Source organism: Haloterrigena salifodinae (genome assembly GCF_003977755.1).
Classification (GTDB): domain Archaea; phylum Halobacteriota; class Halobacteria; order Halobacteriales; family Natrialbaceae; genus Haloterrigena; species Haloterrigena salifodinae.
This window is the reverse complement of sequence record NZ_RQWN01000002.1, coordinates 826636-841930: the sequence shown is the minus strand read 5'-3', so window position 1 is coordinate 841930 and position 15295 is coordinate 826636. Positions and strand designations below refer to the sequence as shown.

General features: G+C 65.8%; 15 protein-coding genes. 9 read left to right on the top strand and 6 right to left on the bottom strand.

Annotated elements, in window-relative coordinates; translation table 11 throughout:
• Nucleotides 1-82: 82 nt before the first annotated feature.
• Genes EH209_RS12795 through EH209_RS12775 form a run of 5 tightly spaced genes read left to right on the top strand, consistent with a single transcriptional unit; the run spans nt 83 to nt 4856 of the window.
• Entirely contained in the window at nt 83-1417 is a 1335-nt protein-coding gene (locus EH209_RS12795) for an ABC transporter substrate-binding protein (RefSeq protein ID WP_126663258.1), read from the top strand.
• A gap of 2 nt (nt 1418-1419) precedes the next feature.
• Nucleotides 1420-2301: a branched-chain amino acid ABC transporter permease gene (locus EH209_RS12790; RefSeq protein ID WP_126663257.1), complete on the top strand. Its 882-nt coding sequence runs from the start codon at nt 1420-1422 to the stop codon at nt 2299-2301.
• Nucleotides 2294-3412 carry a branched-chain amino acid ABC transporter permease gene (locus EH209_RS12785; protein WP_126663256.1) on the top strand — a complete coding sequence of 373 codons (1119 nt, stop codon included), beginning with the start codon at nt 2294-2296 and terminating at the stop codon, nt 3410-3412. Before EH209_RS12790 ends, EH209_RS12785 begins: the two co-directional genes overlap by 8 nt.
• Nucleotides 3409-4137 carry an ABC transporter ATP-binding protein gene (locus EH209_RS12780; protein ID WP_126663255.1) on the top strand — a complete coding sequence of 243 codons (729 nt, stop codon included), beginning with the start codon at nt 3409-3411 and terminating at the stop codon, nt 4135-4137. The genes EH209_RS12785 and EH209_RS12780 overlap by 4 nt, the downstream gene beginning before the upstream one ends.
• Nucleotides 4137-4856, top strand: a complete 720-nt coding sequence (locus EH209_RS12775; RefSeq protein ID WP_126663254.1) for an ABC transporter ATP-binding protein — start codon at nt 4137-4139, stop codon at nt 4854-4856. Before EH209_RS12780 ends, EH209_RS12775 begins: the two co-directional genes overlap by 1 nt.
• Before the next feature lie 9 nt (nt 4857-4865).
• Here the strand turns inward: EH209_RS12775 and EH209_RS12770 are convergent, their stop codons facing one another.
• The gene (locus tag EH209_RS12770; protein ID WP_126663253.1) at nt 4866-5657 is read right to left on the bottom strand and encodes an N-acyl homoserine lactonase family protein; all 792 of its coding nucleotides are present in this window, start codon (nt 5655-5657) and stop codon (nt 4866-4868) included.
• Between the two features lie 133 nt (nt 5658-5790).
• Between EH209_RS12770 and EH209_RS12765 the strand changes: the two genes are divergently transcribed.
• Complete coding sequence (locus tag EH209_RS12765; protein WP_008896547.1) at nt 5791-5925, top strand: hypothetical protein; 135 nt, start codon at nt 5791-5793, stop codon at nt 5923-5925.
• Between the two features lie 128 nt (nt 5926-6053).
• Here the strand turns inward: EH209_RS12765 and EH209_RS12760 are convergent, their stop codons facing one another.
• Both EH209_RS12760 and EH209_RS12755 read right to left on the bottom strand, forming a co-directional pair.
• A complete protein-coding gene (locus tag EH209_RS12760; RefSeq protein WP_126663252.1) occupies nt 6054-7823 on the bottom strand; it encodes a GMC family oxidoreductase in 1770 nt (589 codons plus the stop codon).
• Nucleotides 7823-8917, bottom strand: coding sequence for a gluconate 2-dehydrogenase subunit 3 family protein (locus tag EH209_RS12755; protein ID WP_249038793.1), 1095 nt, complete (start codon nt 8915-8917; stop codon nt 7823-7825). The genes EH209_RS12760 and EH209_RS12755 overlap by 1 nt, the downstream gene beginning before the upstream one ends.
• A gap of 148 nt (nt 8918-9065) precedes the next feature.
• On the opposite strand from EH209_RS12755, the gene EH209_RS12750 reads away from it, so the two are divergent.
• Nucleotides 9066-10427 (top strand): NAD(P)/FAD-dependent oxidoreductase, encoded by a 1362-nt coding sequence (locus tag EH209_RS12750; protein WP_126663251.1) that lies wholly within the window; start codon nt 9066-9068, stop codon nt 10425-10427.
• 84 nt (nt 10428-10511) lie between these two features.
• Nucleotides 10512-10925 carry an EamA family transporter gene (locus tag EH209_RS12745; protein ID WP_126663250.1) on the top strand — a complete coding sequence of 138 codons (414 nt, stop codon included), beginning with the start codon at nt 10512-10514 and terminating at the stop codon, nt 10923-10925.
• Between the two features lie 58 nt (nt 10926-10983).
• On the opposite strand, the gene EH209_RS12740 is transcribed toward EH209_RS12745, so the two are convergent.
• Nucleotides 10984-11691 (bottom strand): metallophosphoesterase, encoded by a 708-nt coding sequence (locus EH209_RS12740; protein ID WP_126663249.1) that lies wholly within the window; start codon nt 11689-11691, stop codon nt 10984-10986.
• An 8-nt stretch (nt 11692-11699) separates the two neighbouring features.
• Nucleotides 11700-12770 (bottom strand): archaeosortase A, encoded by a 1071-nt coding sequence (gene artA / locus EH209_RS12735; RefSeq protein WP_126663598.1) that lies wholly within the window; start codon nt 12768-12770, stop codon nt 11700-11702.
• 200 nt (nt 12771-12970) lie between these two features.
• Between artA and EH209_RS12730 the strand changes: the two genes are divergently transcribed.
• A complete protein-coding gene (locus EH209_RS12730) occupies nt 12971-13750 on the top strand; it encodes a DUF7839 domain-containing protein (protein WP_126663248.1) in 780 nt (259 codons plus the stop codon).
• A gap of 257 nt (nt 13751-14007) precedes the next feature.
• Here EH209_RS12730 and EH209_RS12720 read toward each other — a convergent pair whose 3' ends face one another.
• Nucleotides 14008-15219 carry an RNA-guided endonuclease InsQ/TnpB family protein gene (locus EH209_RS12720; protein WP_126663247.1) on the bottom strand — a complete coding sequence of 404 codons (1212 nt, stop codon included), beginning with the start codon at nt 15217-15219 and terminating at the stop codon, nt 14008-14010.
• Between the last annotated feature and the right edge of the window lie 76 nt (nt 15220-15295).

Sequence of the window (15295 nt, the reverse complement as noted above, 5' to 3'; positions counted from 1 at the left end):
CTCGCTCCTTGCTAACGACCCTCATCTTTATTGTTGGAGAATCTGAAGTGGTGGGTGAGAATCGGTAACAGAGTGACAGCCAATGGATAACGACGATAACAATACGCTCAGATCAGATAGAACTGGTAAGATTTCCGTCGGACGTCGGCGGTTCATCGGCGCCGCGGGTGCCGGCGCCGTAGCGACGACGTTCGCCGGCTGTATCGGGGGCGGCGGCGACGAGGGGTTTACGATCGGTCACCTCGCGCCGCTGGAGAACACGCAGGGGATCGGCTCCGAGCGGAGCGCCGAACTGGCGGCCGAAGAGATCAACGAGGAGGGTGGGATCCGGGACGAGGACGTCGAAATCGTAAGCGCGAATACGCGCACGGACCCGTCGACGGCACAGGACGAGGCGTCGCGGCTGATCAACCAGGAGAACGTCGATTTACTCGTCGGCACCTTCTCCAGTGAGGTCTCGCTCAACATCATGGACATGATCGCCGAGAACAACGTCCCGTATATCGTCACCGGGTCGGCTTCGCCGGCGATCATCGAGAACTCCACCGGCTCGGACTACGAGGCGAACAAGAACATCTTCCGCTCCGGCCCGATCAACTCGCACTTCCAGGCCGAGGCGATGGGCGGCTACGCCGACTACCTCTCGGACCACCACGGCTGGAACTCGTTCGCGTATCTGGCGGACGACGCCGCGTGGACGGACCCGTTCACGAATAACCTGCCCGGCGAGCTGGAATCGCGCGGCTACGACGTCGTCTACGAGTCGGAGCTGTCGACCGGCATCGACGATTTCAGCACGGTGATGGACGACCTCGAGTCCGAAGATCCGGACGCCGTCTTCCGCTTTTTCGCCCACATTATCGCGACGGACATGCTCGCGAGTTGGCACCAGCGCCAGTCAGAGTTCGGCATCGAAGGGATCCACGTCGCGTCCATGACGCCCGACTTCTATGAACTCTCTCAGGAGACTGCGACCTTCGAGACGACCTCGCAGTCGGGCGCCGCCGGCACGACCGACATCACGGACAAGACCCTCGACTTCGTCGACGCGTACCAGTCGTTCACTGAGGGTGATGACGACGCGCCCGACCTCCCGATGTATATGGGGTTCAACACCTACGACGCGATCTACCTGTACCGGGAGGCCGTCGAGGAGGCCGGCACGGCCGACTACGAGAGCGACCTCGACGGCATCGTCGACGCGATGCTCGGGCTGGAGTACACGGGGACCACCGGCGAGATCTCGTTCTACGGCGAGGACGACGAGTACCCCCACGACGTCCAGGAGGAGCGCGGTGAGAACGACGAGATCACGAACTTCCCGATCACCCAGTGGCAACCCGGGGGCGGCCTCGAGTGCGTCTACCCCGAACAGTACCGGACGGCAGACCACGTACAACCCGAGTGGATGGGCTAGGCATGCTCGACTCGCTCCTCTCGATACTGATCACCGGCGCGATGATCAGCGCCCTCTACGCGCTCATCGCCATCGGGTTCACCATGATCTTCGGCGTCGGCGGCGTGTTGAACCTCGCTCACGGCGCCCTCATCATGGCCGGCGCGTACGTGTTCGTGATCCTCAACCGCGACGTGATCTGGGAGTCGGTCGCCTTACCGCGACTCCTCGTCTTCCCGCTCGCGGTCGGCGTTATCGGGCTGGCGTCGTACGGGCTGTACGCCGGACTGGTCCGCTACATCGAGGACGATCCCGTGATCACGTTCCTCGCGACGGTCGTCGTCGCCACCATGACGACCGAAATCGCGCTCGGAATCTTCGGCGACCAGCCGTACGCCTACACGGTCGTCCGCGGCCAGGCCAGCATCGCGGGCACGTCCGTCTCGTACAACGATCTGGCCGGCTTCGTTCTCTCCTGGATCGCCATCGGGCTGCTGTGGTACTACATCACCCAGACCGACGGCGGTCGCTCCATCCTCGCCGCGTCGATGAGCGAGCGGGGTGCACAGCTCACCGGCGTCGATCTCCACTCCGTCCGGACCCGAACGTGGCTGATCGCCGGCGGGCTCGCGGGCCTCGCGGGGATCTTCCTCGGCGGGGACCAGGCCGCCACGCCGCTGATGTGGCTGAACCCGCTCGCACTGGCCTTCATCATCGTGGTGATCGGCGGTATCGGCTCGATCAAAGGGTCGATCATCGCCGCCTACCTGATCGGCTACACCGAGACGCTGACCGTCTCGATGCTGGGACAGAGCTTCCGCGGGATCCTCTCGCTGGTCATCCTACTAGTCGTACTGTTCCTGCTTCCGCAGGGGCTGTACGGGAGGGAATACGTCCATGAGTGAACGCGTCAGACGGATCGGACGGCTGCGAAGTACGGTTCGGCAAACGATCTTGCCCCCGAGCAGGCGGGCCGCCGCCCGCGTCCTCTCGCCGATCGACCGCGTGCTGCAACCCGGCGCGAACCTCTTCAACCGGTTCCTCGGCTCGTACGTCGGCGAGGTGACGGGGCTCCAGCTGGGGCTGCTCGTCGCGGCGCTCGTCGCGCTCGCGACCGTTCCGATGTGGGCGCCGCTGTTCGTCGGCAACTACATGCGGACGCTCGCGGTTGCCTGCATCTGGTCGATCTTCGCGATGGGCTGGGACATCCAGAGCGGCTACACCGGCTATATCAGCTTCGGCCACTCGGCATTGTCGGCCGCGGCCGGCTACACGACGGCGCTGTTAGCCGTCAACCTCAGCCCGGTGCCGAGCTTCTGGGTCACCATCCCGGTCTCGATCCTCGCGGCGCTAGTGCTGGGCCTGCTCATCGGCCTGCCCTCGCTGCGCCTGTCGGGGCCGTACTTCTCGCTCGTCACGTTCGTCGCCGTGCTCCTGTTCTACCGGCTGACGATCGGGTTCAGTGAGACCCTCGGCGGCGAAAACGGGTTCCAGGCGGTCGAGGTGTTCACCTGGGACTTCACCGAGCGGTACTACCTCATGCTCGTCCCGATGTTACTCGTCGCGGCCGCGCTCACCGTCGTCGCCAGATCGAACGTCGGGACCGTGCTCGTCGCGATCCGCGAGAACGAACGCGCCGTGTCGGCGGCCGGGCTCGACCCGACGAAGTTCAAGCTCTGGTCGTTCGCGCTCAGTTCGATCACGATGGGGATCGGCGGCGTCCTGCTGGCCCACTTCGGCGGGAACGTCGACCCCACGACCTTCGTCGTCGTCGACCGAAGCATCGAGATGATCGCGATGGCGGTCATCGGCGGCATGAGCTCCGTCCTCGGCCCGATCGGCGGCGCGTTCCTCTTCGTGCTGTTGCGCGACGAGATCCTGCGGCTGTGGTTCGGCCACTCGACGCGCTGGGTCATGCTCTGGCTGCTGGTCCTGCTCGTCCTCGTGTTCGCCCGCAATGGGCTCTTCCGCTGGATCTGGCACGCCGTCGGCGCGGTCGGAGGTGATCGCGAGTGACCCTCCTCGAGGTCGACGGCCTCACGAAGACGTTCGGCGGCCTGGTTGCCGTCGACGACTTCTCGCTGTCCGTCGAGCGCGGCGAGATCGTCGGCCTGATCGGGCCGAACGGGTCGGGGAAGTCGACGGTGTTCAACTGCATCATGGGCCTCTACGACGTCACCGAGGGACGGATCCGGTTCGACGGCGCGGACATCACCGACGACGCGACCCACGAGGTGGTCAATCAGGGCCTCTCGAGAGTCTCCCAGGAGTCGAACCCGATCGACTCGATGTCGGTCGCCGACAACATCGGGCTGTTCACGCTGCCCAACAGCGTCTTCTCGCTGTACGGCGGCGCGAGCGAGGCGGAGATCCGTGAGTACGCCGCGCGCATCGATATCGAGGACGACCTCGACCAGATGCCGGGCGAACTGCCCCACGCCGACGTCCGCCGGCTCGAGATCGCCAAGGCGCTGGCGACCGAACCCGAGTTGTTGTTGCTCGACGAGCCCTTCGCCGGGATGAACCAGGCGGAGATCGCCGAGCTGTCGGCCCAGATCGAAGGCTTCCGCGAGGAGGGGATGACGATGGTCGTCGTCGACCACAACATGGGTGGCCTGATGGATCTGGTCGACCGCGTCGTCGTGCTCAACAACGGCGACTTCCTCGCGGCGGGTAGCCCCGACGCGATCGCCGAGAACGAGCGCGTCCAGGAAGCGTACCTCGCCGGGGAGGGACTGTAATGACCGACACGATACTCGAAATCGACGACCTCAACGTCTACTACGGCAAGTCACACGCATTGAGAGGCGTCTCGCTGTCGATCGAGGCGGGCGAGATCTACGGCGTGATCGGCCCCAACGGGGCCGGAAAGACGACCATGCTCAACGCCGTCGCCGGCTTCATCGAGTACGAGGGAACGATCCGGTACGACGGCGCGGACCTCGCTCGAGTGCCGCCCCAGCAGATCGTCAGGGACGGTCTCATCTACTGCACCGAGGACCGGGACCTGTTCCCGTACTTCTCGGTCCACGAGAACCTGCTGATGGGCGCCCAGTTCCGTGACGATCGCGACGGAGTTCGAGCTGACCTCGACGTGATCTACGACCTGTTCCCGCGGCTCGACGACCGGCGCGAACAGGAGGCCGAGACGATGAGCGGCGGGGAGCAACAGATGCTCGCCATCGGCCGCGCGCTCATGAGCGACCCCGACGTCCTGATGCTCGACGAGCCGACGCTCGGGCTCGCGCCGGTCATCATCCAGGACATCGGCGACGCGCTCGAGCAACTGAACCAGGAGGAGGGGCTGACAATCTTCCTCGCCGAGCAGAACTCGACGTTCGCGCTGAAACACGCCGAGCGGCTCTCGCTGATCGAAACCGGCGAGATCGAACTCGCCGGAACGTCCGCGGAGTTCCACGACAACGAGTACGTCCGCGAGGCGTACGTCGGCGTTCACTGATTTTCGTTCTTACAATCCGCGAAGCGTCTCGAGGTCATCGCCGTCGTGGCCGCAGATCACGGTCGCGTCGCGGCGGCGTTCGATCTCCTGGACGGTCCGCAGGCTCTCGAGCCAGTGGCGTTTACTCCAGAGCAGTTGGCCGCCCATCGGTCGCTCGTCGTGGTAGTTCGCTCGCGTATAGGCCTGATCGCCCGCGAGGACGACAGTCCCGGCGTCCTCGAGTTCGAGGATGAGACCGAGCAACCCCGGCGTGTGACCGGGGAGGCGGACGAACTCGAGGTCCGCGAAGTGTTGTTCGCGGTCGCCATGGACGATCTTCCAGTTCAGGTCGCGGTCGAAGTCGCCGGCGACGTAGGCCTCGTCGCCCGCGTCGGTCTTGGCGCTGTAGTAGGCGTACTTCAGTTCGCGCTCGTGGACGTAGATCGGTACGTCGGTTCCCTCGAAGGCGTAGAGCCCGCCCGCGTGATCGAGGTGAAGGTGCGTCTGGATCACCGCGTCGACGTCGTCGACGTCGTAGCCCGCGTCCGCGAGGTCGTCCTCGAGCGGTCGCAGGCCGCTGTGTTCGAAGGCGGCGTAGAGTTCCTCGGGCCAGTGGCCGTCGGCGGCGTCGGGGTGGGAGCCGGTGTCCCAGAGGATCGTCGCCTCGGGGTGATCGATGACGACGTTGTAGACGGGGCCGTCGGCCATCACCGTCTCGGGGTTCGGATCGGCGGCCGATCCCAGGGAAAAGCCCTCGACGATGTTGTTGCTGTCGGCGGTGATCGTCCCGCGGTCGATCGGAGTGATGGATGCGTCGACCATACGGAACCCACGGACCGCGGCCGCTTATTCGTGGCTGCTCGCTGACCGGTCGGGTCCGAGACGGTCGCGACGCTTTTAGTGGCGCTGGGGATGCCAGCCATACCGATACCTGTCGTGGCAGCAACTCGTTCGTATGGTCAAACTATCGACGGGCGTCATCCTCCTCGGCATCGTGCTCCTATTGATCCCCATTCCGCCCATCGCGACGATTTCGGGGATCGTCGTGATCCTCATCGGCCTCGCGATGCGGTTCGTCTTCGGCGTCTGAGTCCGAGCGGCGGGCGCGAACCGTCGAGTCGGCAAGTCGGCAAGTCGGGACGGCGAACGGGCGCGACTCGAGCCGCGGCCTCGAGCGATCGCAACGAAAAAAGCGGCGCCGAACGCTGCGTCGCCCGGCTACGACTCGGGAGCCGCTAGCTGCTCCGGTTCGTCCAGATACTCCTGGATTCCCTCGGCTGCGCGGAACGCCAGCGCGCCGACAGTGCCGGTCGGGTTGTAGCCGCTGTTGTGCGCGAAGGCGGAGGCGCCGGGGATGAAGAGGTTGCTCGCGTCCCAGCACTGCAGGTAGTTGTTCACGACCGACTCCGCGGGATCGGACCCCATGATCGCGCCGCCCGTGTTGTGGGTGGACTGGTAGGGCGTGATGTCGAAGCTCCCCTCCAGACTGGTGTTCGCGTCGATCGTATCGGCGCCCATCTCATCCATGATCTCCTCGAGGTAGGGCCCGATGTACTCGACCAGGTTCCGGTCCTGCTCGCGCCAGTCGAAGGTCATCCGAAGGAGCGGTCGGCCGTACTGATCGGTGTAGTTGGGATCGAGATCGAGGTAGTTCTCCCGGAAGGGGAGCACCGAGCCCTGCGCGGCGATCGAGACCGAACTGTGGTAGTTGTCGATGCTCTGCGCCTTGAACTCCGATCCCCAAGAGGGAGTTCCCTCGGGGACCGGGTTGTTGGCGATCGGTCGGTCGCCGGTCTGATTCAGGGAGATGTTCCCGCCGTGGAGGAAGTCCAGGTCCGAGTGATCGAAGTTGTCGCCGTTGAAGTCGTCGATCGACGCGCCCAACGCGCCGGCGCCCATGTAGAGGTTCCACTCCTCGTCGTCGAAGAACCCGCGGGCGCTCGCCTGGAAGTTCTGGTAACAGTAGTTCTTCCCGACGGTTCCCTCGCCGGTTTCGGGATCGTACGGCTCGCCGATGTCCGACAGCAACAGGAGCCGGACGTTGTTCAGCACGTAAGCGGTCAGCGCGACGACGTCGGCCGGCTGTTCGTACACCTGACCCGTCTTCCGATCGACGTACCGGACGCCCTCGACCTCCTGTGCGTCCTCGTTGTACAGCAGTTCCACCACGTCGGAGTGAGTCCGCAGTTCGTAGTTCCCAGTCTCCTGTGCGGCGGGCAAGACGGTGGTGATCGGCGAGGCCTTCGCGCCCCACTCGCAGCCGAAGCGCTCGCAGTAGCCGCAGTACTGACACTGCCCCTGCTGGACGCCGTCCGGATTCGTGTACTGTTCCGTGAGGTTGGCCGATGGTGCCTGAAACGGTTCGTAGCCGAGTTCCGCGGTCGTTTCCTTGAACCGCTCGAGGACCGGGGTCTCCATCATCGGCGGGAGGGGGTACTCCCGCGAGCGCGGTCCCTCGTAGGGGTTGCCCAGGTCCTGAACCTCTCCCTCGATGTTCCCCGCTTGGCCCGCGATGCCGGCGGTGTACTCGAAGGTGTCGTAGTAGGGCTCGAGTTCCTCGTAACTGATCCCCCAGTCCTGCAGCTGCATGTTCTCGGGGATCTTCTCTTCGCCGTACTCGTCGATCGTCCGCGACTCGATTTCGAAGTCGTAGGGGAGGAAGCGCCAGGTCTGGCCGTTCCAGTGGACGCCCGCGCCGCCCTCGCCCGAGCCGGGGAGGAACGCGCCGTACCGGCGCATCGGCAGCGCGGGTTCGTCGACCGAATTTCTGAAGGTGATCGTCTCCTTCGAGAGGTCCTGCATCAGCTTGTATCGAAGCGCGTACCCCAGCTCGTCGTGGACCGTGAAGAAGTTCTCCGTCTCGCGTTCGCCGCCCCGCTCCAGGCTCACGACCTGATAGTCGTTCTGGGTGAGTTCCTTGGCGACGATGCCGCCGGTCCAGCCCGCGCCGATGGTCACCACGTCGACGGGATCGAGCTGCTGGACCATCACCGATCACCCCCGTCGTCCGCGTCGCCGTCACCGTCGTCGAGACTCATCGGCGTGACCTCTCGATCGGCGTCCCCGCGGGCCGCCGCCTTGTCGACGACGTTCGGATAGTCCGCCTCGGCGGCGTCGTGGACGTGGGCGTGTCCCTCCTCGCTCTGGTCGTTCGCCGGCTGCTGGTTCTCATCGCCGATCCCGAGCGACTCGACGTCGTCGGCCAGCTTCCGGAAGTCGTCCTCCTTGAGTTCGATGTACTCCCCCTCCTGGAGCAGGCCTCGGTAGCTGCCGAGCGCGCCGGGCGTCCCGGGGAACCCCTTCAGCCGCCAGCCGATCATCTCCCGGTTGCCGCCGTACATCGGATCGCTGAACATCCCCTCCAAGGTGTTCTGTCGAAGCAAGAGGAAGAATCCGCCGGCGTCGATGTCGGTGTCATCGAACGTGTCGACCGCGTCCTCCTCGAGCGCGGCGACCACTGCGTCCTGCCGGTCGCCGTTCAGGTCCGTAAACGAATCCGCGTCGGACTCCGACCGGACGTACTCTTCGACGGCGTTGATGCCCTGATCGTACGCCTCGTTCGGCGTCAGCGCGTACTGCCAGCCCTGGGTCTCCGAGGGGTTCGTCTCCGCCCACGGGACTTCCGCCTCCGGATCGACGTCTTCCGGCTCCTCCGGGTCGTCCTCGAACGGATCGGTCGGGTTCTTCCCGGCGAACGGAGCCTGCATGTACCACCGCTCGCCGCGGCCCCACGCCGAGTTCATCTGCCGATCGATGAAGTAGACGACGCCCGCTTCGGGCGCCCCCGGACCGTTGTCGTCTGAGGGATAGATCCGCGCCGTCAGGTCGTGGACGACCCGCGCCTGCTGGATCGTGAAGTACTCGAGTCCCTGTTCCTCGACCTCGACTTCCTGCACGCTCTCGAGGGGCGCCACGTCGAACTTCTCGGGGTCGAACGCCTCCGCCGTCCCGGCCATGCCGAAGACGGCTAACCCGCCGATTTGTATCGCTCGCCGCCGCGACACGTCTCGGGTGAAGTCCAGTTTCGCCCGCGCTTGGGTGTCAGACTCTCCCGCCGCCCGGTGGTTGTCATTATCTCCCATGCGAAGTCACGAACTCCGAAACGAAAGTTAACGCGTGTCCTTGCGAGTGATGGCCGCGGCGGTCGGCGACGCGACCGACGGCGATCGATCGCCGTCGCCGCAGTCGTTTGGCCCCACGGCTTAGTAACCGGTTGCCGAACGATCGGTCATGACATCGACACCGCGCGTCCTCGTCGTCGGCGGCGGCCTCGCCGGTCTCGTCGCCGCCAGGCACCTCGCCGGCGGCGGTCTCGACGCGACGCTGCTCGAGCGCCGCGAGACCGTCGGCGGTCGCGTCCGGACGCTCGAGCGCGACGGCTATCGGTTCGATCGGGGCTTCCAGGTGCTGTTTCCGGCCTATCCCGCCGTCCGACGGGAGCTCGATCTCGAGGCACTGGACCTGCGCCGGTTCACGTCCGGCGCGACGATCGCGCACCCGGGACGCCAAACGGTCCTCGCGGACCCGCGCAGCGCACCGGCGGCGCTCCCCGCGACGCTGCGCAACCCCGATATCACGCTGGGCGACCGGCTCCGCGTCGCCCGGCTCTGGTTGGAGTTGCGTCGAACCAATCCGGACCGGCTCTTCGACGCCGACCGCGGCGCGGATCGGTCGATCGAGCGCTACCTCCGCGAGCGCGGCTTTTCGGACGGGTTCGTCGAGACCGTCGTCGCACCCTTCTACGGGGGGATCACCCTCGACCGCTCGCTGTCGACCTCGCGTCGCGTCTTCGAGTACACGTTTCGGACGCTGGCGGCCGGCGGCGCCGCGGTCCCCGCCGCGGGGATGGAAGCGATCCCAACGCAACTCGCCGATCGCGTGCGCGAGGTCGGCGGGGGCGTCGAGACCGGCCGCGAGGTCGAGTCGGTCTCGAGCGAGGGCGACTCCGCAACCGTCCAGTTGGCCGACGGCATGAACGGCGAGGTCGACGCCGTCGTCGTTGCGACCGATCCGCCGGCCGCATGCGACCTAACCGGTCTCGAGTCGATCCCGACCGACGCGCGGGGCTGTGTCACCCAGTACTACGCGCTGCCGAGCGGCGCGGACCTCGAGACGGGGAGGCGACTCCTGCTCAACGCGGTCGACGACGACGGCCCGAACCACGTCGTCCCACACAGCGCGGTCGCGCCGGAGTACGCGCCCGACGGGGAAGCGCTGATCAGCGCGACATATCTCGAGGGCGAGGATCTCGGGACCTCGGGAGACGGCGTGCGCCTCGAATCTTCGAGCGAAAGCGACGACGGTCGCGACCCCGAGGAGCGCAACGCGGAACTGGCCGCACGGACACGGAACGCGCTCGAGTCGTGGTATCCGGACCAGCAGTTCGGCGACCTCGAGCCGCTGCACACCGAGCGGGTGCCGTTCGCGCAGTTCGACCAGCCGCCGGGGATCCACGATGGACTGCCGGACCCGCGGGAGCCGTCGGGTTCGGTCTACCTGGCCGGCGACTACACCCGTTGGTCGTCGATTCAGGGCGCGATGCGAAGCGGTCGGGAGGCTGCACGTGCGGTGCTCAAGGACCTCTCCGGATAACGTCCGTCACTCGGATAATATGTCTCTATCGGGAATTATTCTCGAGAGCGGGACGCTTTTGTCGATGAAGGCGCGCCTTGGGCTATGACCAACGTAGCGATTGTCCTCGCACTCGGCGCATTGCTCCTGTACGGCGGCTGGGCGGTATCGGCCGGCGTCGCGACGCGGTCGCTCTCGCCCGTCAACGCGGTGTTGCTGTCCTACGTGGCGAGTCTCGCCGTTGTCGGCGGCTACGTCCTCGTGACCCGTCGTCCCGTCGTCGGGACGCGGACGGACGTCGGGTTCGCGCTGCTGTCTGGCGTCCTGCTGGCCGTCGCGACGATCAGCTTCTACGCCGCGCTTACCCACGGCAACATGGCGATCGTGTCGGCGATCTCCGCGCTCTACTTCGTCATTCCGGCGATCGTCGGCGTCCTCTACTTCGACGCTCAACTGGCGACGACGAACGTCCTCGGACTGGGACTCGCGGTCGTCGCGGTCGTTCTCGTCGCGGCCTGACGAGGTCGTCACGGGCGCGCGTCGCACAATTTCGTCTCCCGCCGGTCACCCCAGCCAGCTACAGCAGCCGGCGACACTCGCCCAGCGGCGGGAACCACAGCGGCTCGCCGCTCGAGTCGTCCCAAACGGCGGGGTGGAACCGGTCGGCGTCGGCGACCAGCGGCGACTGGAAGTCGCGGGCGCGCATTCCGTTGACGGTCGCGCCCGCCGCCAGCGTCGTGAACGCGGGGCAGACGATGACGTCCGCGCCTTCGTAGGCGTCGGGCCCGTAGAGGAAGCACGGCAGCTTTCGGCCGTCGACGGAGAGGGCGGGATGGTCGTGGCCGATGATATACCGCGAGGCCTCCGTTTCGGGGCGTTCGTGGCCGTGACAGACGACCGTCTCGCCGTCCGCGAGGCGGTACTCGGGGGTCCGTTCGCCGTCGAAGGCCGACTCGAGCATCGCGTCGTGGTTGCCGGGCGTGACGACGAGGTCGGCGCCGGCGTCGGCGACGCAGTCCTCGAGGGCCTCGAGGTCGCGCTCGACGCCGTGGGGGAGTCGCCCGAAGGAGTGGAGCAGATCGCCGGCGACAACGACCGTCGCGGGGTCGGTGCGCTCGAGGAGGGACGCGAGACGGTCCCGAACGTCGCCGCCGTCGTCGATCGGCGCATCGACGCTCGAGTCGGCGGCGCGGCCGAGGTGGACGTCGGCGACGACGAGCGCGTCGGCTGCGGGGACGGAGAGGGCGCGTTCGATCGGCGAAACGGGAAGGTCGACGTCGGGCACTGGAGACGTTATCGCTCTCGGCCGGAATCAGTCTGTTCCCGGGTGGAATCGGACGGTTCCCCGTTGGGACCGCCGTCCGTTCGGGCGGGGGTCTTCTCCGGCGCCAGCGCCTCGAAGAGGTCGTACTCGGTGCCCGTAAGGACGAACAGGGCCTCCTCGAGGGGCCGCAGGATCTCGGGAAGGATCTTGACGACGAGGTAGGTGATCCCGACGAGGGCGACGATCGACAGCGACTGGGCGATGTAGTTGTGCGCGACGAGGAAGGAGACGCGGCTGGCCTCGGCGCCCATGTAGGTCGTCATGAACGAGACGAGCCAGTCCTGCTGGAACCAGCCCCACGGCGAGGCGAGGCCGATGAAGACGTTGCGCACGAGGTTGAGGAACCAGATCACGCCGACGGCCAGCGCGAAGGCGGCGGCCTTTCGCTTCAGCGGCGCCTTGACGGCGGCGACCAGCCCGCCGAAGATGGCCATGCTCCCGATACCGGTACAGGCGAGGACGATATAGGTCGTCCGGCCGGTCACGGTCTCGTTCGGATCGAAGCCGAACTTGCTCACGTAGCCGTTGCTGCCCTCGATCAGGCCGGGGCTGTAGCCGAGCAGTTCCATCCCGAAGTGAGTCTGGGCCGCGGTCGTCTCGATCAGCAACGTCTTGACGAACGGGATCGTCTCGACCGGCAGGTAGATCAGCCCCATGCAGGCGACGGCCTTCGTGAGGATCAACAGCGAGTCCCGTCCCGCCCAGAGGAGGTAGCCGGTGTAGAGACACAGCGGCAAGGCGAGCAGTCCCAGGATCGTCTTGAGCGGGCTCTGGGCCTCGCCGTAGTAGTAGGGCACCATCGTCACCCAGAAGACGCCGAAGGCGACCCAGGCCCCAACGCCGAGGTAGCGCGCCGGTTCGCGGTACCCCTGGGAGGCGAGGAGCAACGCCGCGATGAACGCGCCGATCGCGGCCCACGCCAACAGATCCGATGGGGTGATTCCCCCGGAAGTTGCCGTTCCGGGAACGAACGTCGCCGAACCGGCGAAAGCGTAGCCGACGACCGACGCTGCCTCGGTCGCGGCGGTTGCGGACGGCATAGTCATGCCTGACTGAAGGACGCGCCTGCTATCAACTTGACGCCTCGTCTTCTCGATCGAATCACCGGTCGTCGTCGGGGGAGTGCGAGCTTTCGTCGGAAACGCAACCAGTTACCACGGATGTCCTCCGGCAAGTCGATCGACTCGAGACGCGTCGGCGACCACGTCCCTTTTTGTCGTCCTCTCGAAAGTGACAGTGTATGGTCGACGTCCTCGACAACAAGCGGGCCGCGACGCGGTTTCGGATCCTCGTCCAGATCGCTGAGCGCCAGCCCGCCGTCAGCCAGGGTGAGATCGCCGAGGAAGTCGGCGTGACGAGTCAGGCCGTCAGCGAGTACATCCGCGAACTCGTCGACGACGACCTCGTCGAGAAGGAAGGCCGCTCGCGGTACCGCGTCACGCCGGAAGGCGTCGACTGGCTGTTCCGGACCGCCGACGACATCCGCCGGTTCGCCGACCACGTGACCGGCGACGTCTTAGACGCGATGAGCGAGGCGGCCTACCTCGCGACCGACGACATCACGGAGGGCGACACCGTCACGCTGTTCGTCGAGGACGGACTGCTCCACGCGAAACCCGGCGACGAGGGGCCGGCGACCGGCGTTGCGACGACCGACGCCGAGGCGGGCACCGACGTCGGCGTCACGAGCTTCGAGGGCGTGATGGACTTAGAGCCGGGTTCGGTCACCGTCCTGCAGGTGCCCGCAGTCCGCAGCGGTGGGAGTCGGGCGGTCGACGCCGACCTCGTGGCCGAGCACTGCGAGGCGGCCGATCTGGTCGTGACCGCCGGTGTCGAGGCCGTCGTCGCCTGCCGACAGGCCGGCGCGGACCCCGCGGTGCCGTTCGCGGCCGGCGAAACCGCCGCCGAGGGTGCCGAACGCGGCCTCGAGGTGACCGCGATCGTCACGACCGACGAGGTCGGCCGCGTCACCGACACGCTCCGGGACGCCGACGTCTCGTACGAAGTCCTCGAGGGCTGAGCCGCGGCGACCGCGGAGCAGCCGATCGCCGAGGATCGCGGATGAGCCGATCGCGAACGATTTCTCGGAATGCCCTCCCGTTAAGAGCGCGGTACTGGATACCACGAGCATGGAATCCGTCGGCAGCGGACTCGCGGCCATCGACTGGAACGGCACTCGGGCGGACGTCTCCCTTTCCCGTCCGGACAAGCGCAACGCGGTCACCTTCTCCGCCCTAAAGGGCGGAGCTTGTCGGTGGACTCCCGCTCTGGCCGAACCTACTCGGCAGGCGAATACTCGCCATTCACGTTCAACGTCCCCGACTTCAGGGCGAGGTGACGTGTCGCCCCTCCATGCGGAGACTTTTGCCCCGCACGGAGCATCTTGAACCCGATGTTCTTCGCTGCGTTGTAGTCCGCATTCGCTTCGTATCCACACTTCTGGCAACAGAACTCCGCTTGCGACCGTCGATTCTCCCGAAGCGTCGTTCCACACTGCGAGCACCGCTGGCTCGTGTACGCCGGGTCGATTTGCGTCGCTTCGATCCCTTCGGCCTTTGCCTTGTACGCTACGTAGTCATACAGGCGTCGGAACGCCCATGCGTGGAACTTCTTTGCGCCGGGCATCCGGTCGCGGATGTCCGTTAGTTCCTCGAACGCGATGGTGTCGCAATCGTGCACGATAGCTTCTTGGACGAGAGCCTTCGAGAGACGATGTAGGTAGTCTTCGACCCACCGCGTTTCGCGGTCGTCCATCTGGTCGATGGTTCGGTGGGCCGATTCAGTACCCGTCTGTTGCAGGTTGCCGCGAATCCGCTCGTACTCCCGGCGTCGGTGGTTCAGGTAGGCACCGTTCCAAAACATCCCGGTCGACGTGACGGCGAGTTGTTCGATACCGAGGTCGACACCGAGGACTGTGCTGTGCTCGGTGTCGCTTTCGTCCGGTATCTCGGACTCCATGTCGGCCTTCGTTCCGATGTGGAGATAAAAGGTGTCCGTCGCGTCGCGGTACTGTAACGTCGCCCCCGTCACTTCGTAGTCGTCGTTGCGGAGATACGTCGTGTGCGGATTCTCGCCTTCCGGCGGAAGGACGTAGTCGGCTTCGACGCGCCCGTTGACCGTCGAGAGCGAAACGTAGTCGTCGTGGAACGTGGCGCTTCGCTTGTCGTAGCGAACAGAGGGCGTCGTGAAGTGTGGTTGCGACGCCCTCTTTCCGGCCTTCCAGCGAGCGACGACGCCCTTGATGGCTTCGGCAGCCTTGTTCCGAGCCGACTGTACGAGATTCGCTTGAAGTCTCGTCTCGTTGCGCACGGCCGAGTACGTCCGTTCGTGAAGTTTCGTCTTGGAGGTGGGTTTGTAGTCGTCCTTCCACGCATCTCGGACGACGTAGTTGCACGCCCACAGATACTCCTCAACGGTTTCGTGGAGGAGAGTCGCGTCGCTGTCGTCTACGTCGAGTTTGACGACGACTGTACGACGGACCTCCGCCATACTTCATGTATATTATCCAACATTTATAATAGTATCGTTCCTGTAGGGGAGTCGGCCGGCTGTGGAACAGAGCGTA

What these genes read in the sequence shown, in the direction of transcription:
- EH209_RS12795 (WP_126663258.1), top strand. Translation starts at nt 83, where the DNA reads ATGGATAACGACGATAACAATACGCTCAGATCAGATAGAACTGGTAAG.
- EH209_RS12790 (WP_126663257.1), top strand. Translation starts at nt 1,420, where the DNA reads ATGCTCGACTCGCTCCTCTCGATACTGATCACCGGCGCGATGATCAGC.
- EH209_RS12785 (WP_126663256.1), top strand. Translation starts at nt 2,294, where the DNA reads ATGAGTGAACGCGTCAGACGGATCGGACGGCTGCGAAGTACGGTTCGG.
- EH209_RS12775 (WP_126663254.1), top strand. Translation starts at nt 4,137, where the DNA reads ATGACCGACACGATACTCGAAATCGACGACCTCAACGTCTACTACGGC.
- EH209_RS12770 (WP_126663253.1), bottom strand. Translation starts at nt 5,657, where the DNA reads ATGGTCGACGCATCCATCACTCCGATCGACCGCGGGACGATCACCGCC.
- EH209_RS12765 (WP_008896547.1), top strand. Translation starts at nt 5,791, where the DNA reads ATGGTCAAACTATCGACGGGCGTCATCCTCCTCGGCATCGTGCTCCTA.
- EH209_RS12760 (WP_126663252.1), bottom strand. Translation starts at nt 7,823, where the DNA reads ATGGTCCAGCAGCTCGATCCCGTCGACGTGGTGACCATCGGCGCGGGC.
- EH209_RS12755 (WP_249038793.1), bottom strand. Translation starts at nt 8,917, where the DNA reads ATGGGAGATAATGACAACCACCGGGCGGCGGGAGAGTCTGACACCCAA.
- EH209_RS12750 (WP_126663251.1), top strand. Translation starts at nt 9,066, where the DNA reads ATGACATCGACACCGCGCGTCCTCGTCGTCGGCGGCGGCCTCGCCGGT.
- EH209_RS12745 (WP_126663250.1), top strand. Translation starts at nt 10,512, where the DNA reads ATGACCAACGTAGCGATTGTCCTCGCACTCGGCGCATTGCTCCTGTAC.
- artA (WP_126663598.1), bottom strand. Translation starts at nt 12,770, where the DNA reads ATGCCGTCCGCAACCGCCGCGACCGAGGCAGCGTCGGTCGTCGGCTAC.
- EH209_RS12730 (WP_126663248.1), top strand. Translation starts at nt 12,971, where the DNA reads ATGGTCGACGTCCTCGACAACAAGCGGGCCGCGACGCGGTTTCGGATC.
- EH209_RS12720 (WP_126663247.1), bottom strand. Translation starts at nt 15,219, where the DNA reads ATGGCGGAGGTCCGTCGTACAGTCGTCGTCAAACTCGACGTAGACGAC.